2 protein-coding genes are annotated in these 3,994 nt (G+C 37.9%); both read left to right on the top strand.

All coding sequences use genetic code 11. The features are described from left to right. Positions 1-70: 70 nt before the first annotated feature. Positions 71-3,616 (top strand): phage tail tape measure protein, encoded by a 3,546-nt coding sequence (locus CER22_RS30635; RefSeq protein WP_088610467.1) that lies wholly within the window; start codon positions 71-73, stop codon positions 3,614-3,616. Next, positions 3,617-3,880, top strand: a complete 264-nt coding sequence (locus CER22_RS30630; RefSeq protein WP_256943775.1) for a hypothetical protein — start codon at positions 3,617-3,619, stop codon at positions 3,878-3,880. Positions 3,881-3,994: the final 114 nt, after the last annotated feature.

Below are 3,994 nucleotides of genomic sequence, written 5' to 3'. Positions count from 1 at the left end.
AATGAACAGAAACCAAAACAAATCTACACGTTAGATCAAACTCCATTTTATTAAGAAATGAGGTGAAAAAATGACAGGAAATAGTAAAGAAAGAAACGTCGTTCTTAATTTTAAAATGGATGGACAAGTTCAGTATGCACAGACATTAAAGCAGATTAACATGGTCATGAACAACGCAGCAAAGGAATATAAGAACCACATTGCCGCTATGGGACAAGATGCAACTGCAACGGATAAATTAGCAGCGGAAAAGAAAAAGCTAGAAATTCAAATGGAAGCAGCTAAGAAGCGTACATCGATGTTGCGTTCTGAATACCAAGCGATGGCTAAAGATACTAATACAACAGCTGAACAGCTAAATAAAATGTATGGTAAATTGCTCGATGCAGAACGTGCTGAAACAACCCTTAATACTGCAATGAAAAGAGTAAACGAAGGTCTTTCAGAGCAAGCAATTGAAGCGAGAGAAGCGCGTGGCACTTTAGGTGATTTACAAGAGGATTCTAAGAAGTTAGAAGCAGAACAAAAGCGCCTGACAAGTTCATTCAAACTCCAAAATGCTGAATTAGGTGCAAATGCTAGTGAAGCAGATAAGTTGGAATTAGCCCAAAAACAACTACGTCAGCAAATGGAAATGACCGATAGAGTCGTCCACAATTTAGAGCAACAATTAAGCGCAGCAAAGCGTGTGTATGGTGAGAATTCCACAGAAGTGCAACAACTTGAAATGAAATTAAATCAAGCTAAAATTACATTGAAACAATTTGTGAATTCATTACAAAGTGCAGGAAGAAGTGGAGATCAAGCTGCAGCCGGTATGGAGCAACTTGGTAAGAAGTTAGATTTGCATAACATGATGGAAGCTACTCAAATGCTAGAGGGAATGACCCAACAATTAATTAAACTTGGTAAAGCAACAGTGGGTATAGCAATAGATTTTGATAGATCGCAAAGGAAAATACAAGCTTCATTAGGGTTAACTCAAAAAGGTGCAGAGAATCTCGGTAAGATTTCGAAAGACGTGTGGAAAAAGGGATTTGGTGAAAGTCTTGAAGAGGTCGATAATTCACTGATCAAGGTCTATCAAAATATGCGTGATGTCCCACATGAAGAACTACAAGGGGCATCAGAGAACGTGTTAACACTTGCAAAACTCTATGATGTGGATTTGAATGAAGCTACTCGTGGTGCAGGGCAATTAATGTCACAGTTTGGTTTATCCACACAAGAAACTTTTGATTTACTTGCTGCAGGTGCTCAAAGTAGTCTGAATTATTCTGATGAGTTATTTGATAATCTTGCTGAATATGCTCCGTTATTCAAACAAGCAGGTTTTAACGCTGATGAAATGTTTGCCATTCTTGCGAATGGAACTGCAAATGGAGCTTATAACTTAGATTATATCAATGATTTCGTGAAGGAGTTTGGTATCACAGTACAAGAAGATTCGAAAAGTAATACCGAAGCATTTGGTCAATTATCGAAGTCGACACAAGAACTTTGGGAGAGTTTTAAGGCGGGGAAAGCACCAGCGGCAGATGTGTTCAATGCTGTTATAGATGAATTGAAAACAATGGACGACCAGGTATTAGCGACACAAATCGGTGTAGCTCTTTTTGGTCCGAAATTCGAAGATTTGGGGAATAAAGTTGTATATAGTTTGAATGATGTAAACGGTGGTCTTGGTGACGTTAAAGGCTCTATGGAAGAAATGAAAAAGATTCAAGAAGAATCACTTGGTCAACAATTCCAAAAAGCATTAAGAGAAACACAAGCTGCATTAGAACCAGTTGGCAAGAAACTCACTGAATTAGCTAAAGATATTTTACCGCCATTAGTAGAAGGGGTTAAATCTGTAATTGAGTGGTTTACAAATCTACCGGAACCGATTCAAAATTTTGTTTATGTTTTTGCCGGATTAGTAGCAGTAGTAGGCATTTTGGCGCCTATCATTGCAGCGGTTGTAGTATCGGTTGGTGTATTAGGTACAACGCTTGGAGTTGTCATGCTTGTTATCGCTGGATTAGCTGCTGTAATAGCGGGCGTTATTTGGGCTATACAAAACTGGGGTGCCATAACCGACTGGCTTTCTAAAAAGTGGTCGCAATTTAAAGATTGGTTTGGTGATTTGTGGTCTGATATAGTCCAGGCTTGTAGTGATGGGTGGGATTCCACAGTTGCGTACTTCTCAGAATCTTGGTCATCCTTTGTCGAAATGATGCATGAATTTTTCGATCCAATAGGTCAGTTCTTTAGCGATTTGTGGAAGGATATAGGTCAGGCATGTAGTGATGCATGGAATTCTACTGTTGAATTCTTTTCTGAATCTTGGTCTTCATTTACAGAAATGATGCATAGTTTCTTTGACCCAATAGGTCAATTTTTTAGTGATTTATGGTCTGGAATTGTCGAAACAGCATCTTCTTTTTGGTCGTTCCTGGTCGAAACGTCTTCCGAATTATGGGGAACACTCGTACAAGCTTGGCAAGAAACATGGGATACGATACTCACAGTTTTAGACCCAATTATTTCCTTGATTTCTACAGTTCTTGAAGCAGGGTGGCTATTAATACAAGCAGGTGCACAAATTGCTTGGGCTGTAATAGCTCAATATATTATCCAGCCGATTCAAGAAGCATATAACTGGGTGACTCAAAAAATTGGTGAGTTGGTCAACTGGCTAAGTCAACAATGGGAATTTGCGAAGTTAGCCGCGCAAATTGGCTGGTCTTTATTTAAACAATATATTATTCAACCAGTCCAGGAAACTTGGACTTTAGTAAAAGAAAAATTCACCGATTTAGTAAATTGGTTAGGTCAGCAGTGGGAAACAGCGAAATCTTATACACTCGCAGCATGGAATTTAGTAAAACAGTATGTGATCCAACCGGTTCAAGAATTGTGGAATACAACGAAGCAAAAACTTGCAGATTTAGCTAACTGGATATTATCAAATTGGGAATCTATAAAATCCTACACGCTTACGGCTTGGAATTTGGTGAAGCAATATGTAATTAATCCAGTAACTGAAGCTTATAACTCAGCTAAACAAAAATTTACTGATTTATATAATTCAGCGAAAGAAAAGTTTGATTCTGTGAAGAATGCGGCACAAGAAAAATTTGAAGCGGCAAAACGGTTTATTATGGATCCGATAAGAGAAGCGGTTGATGGGGTGAAGGGATTCATTGATAAAATCAAAGGATTCTTTGATAATTTGAAATTGAAAATCCCTAAACCTGAAATGCCAAAGCTTCCACATTTCAGTCTGCAGACTAGTTCTAAAACAATTGCAGGTAAAGAAATCTCTTATCCATCTGGTATTAATGTGGATTGGCGTGCTAAAGGCGGTATTTTCACACGTCCAACTATTTTCGGAATGAATGGTGGCAACTTACAAGGGGCAGGAGAAGCTGGACCAGAAGGTGTTTTACCTTTAAATGAAAAAACGCTTGGACAGATTGGGAAAGGAATTGCATCTACGATGCCACAGCAAAGTAATGATCGTCCAATCATTCTACAAGTGGATGGAAGAACGTTTGCTCAAATCACTGGTGATTACACAGATCATGAAGGTGGAGTAAGAATCAGAAAAATTGAAAGGGGGCTGGCATAGATGCTATATGGTATTAAATTTGATGGAAAACATTCATACAATGACATGGGTTATACTATGCCAGCTGAAAGAGATATTGGTTTTCCTTCTAAAGAAAAGATAATTGTTCAAGTTCCCTTCTCGAATGTAGAATATGACTTTAGTAATTTATACGGTTCACAAACCTATAGTTCAAGACAATTGAAATATCAATTTAATGTTTTGAAACAAGGTAACTATACGCCACATGCTATGCAAGTTGAAAAAACAAAACTGATTAATTGAGTAATGAATACAAGCGGAAGAAGAAAGCTCTATGATGATACAATTCCAGGATATTATTTTTTAGCTGAAGTAGAAAGCGCAGCTGATTTTCAAGATGATTGGGAAACAGGAACA

Origin of the sequence: Bacillus sp. K2I17 (assembly GCF_002209985.1) — a bacterium.
GTDB classification, from domain to species: Bacteria; Bacillota; Bacilli; order Bacillales; family Bacillaceae_G; genus Bacillus_A; species Bacillus_A wiedmannii.
The sequence above is the reverse complement of the archived record's forward strand: the minus strand, read 5'-3'. Positions and strand labels throughout refer to the sequence as shown.

What these genes read in the sequence shown, in the direction of transcription:
- CER22_RS30635 (WP_088610467.1), top strand. Translation starts at nt 71, where the DNA reads ATGACAGGAAATAGTAAAGAAAGAAACGTCGTTCTTAATTTTAAAATG.
- CER22_RS30630 (WP_256943775.1), top strand. Translation starts at nt 3,617, where the DNA reads ATGCTATATGGTATTAAATTTGATGGAAAACATTCATACAATGACATG.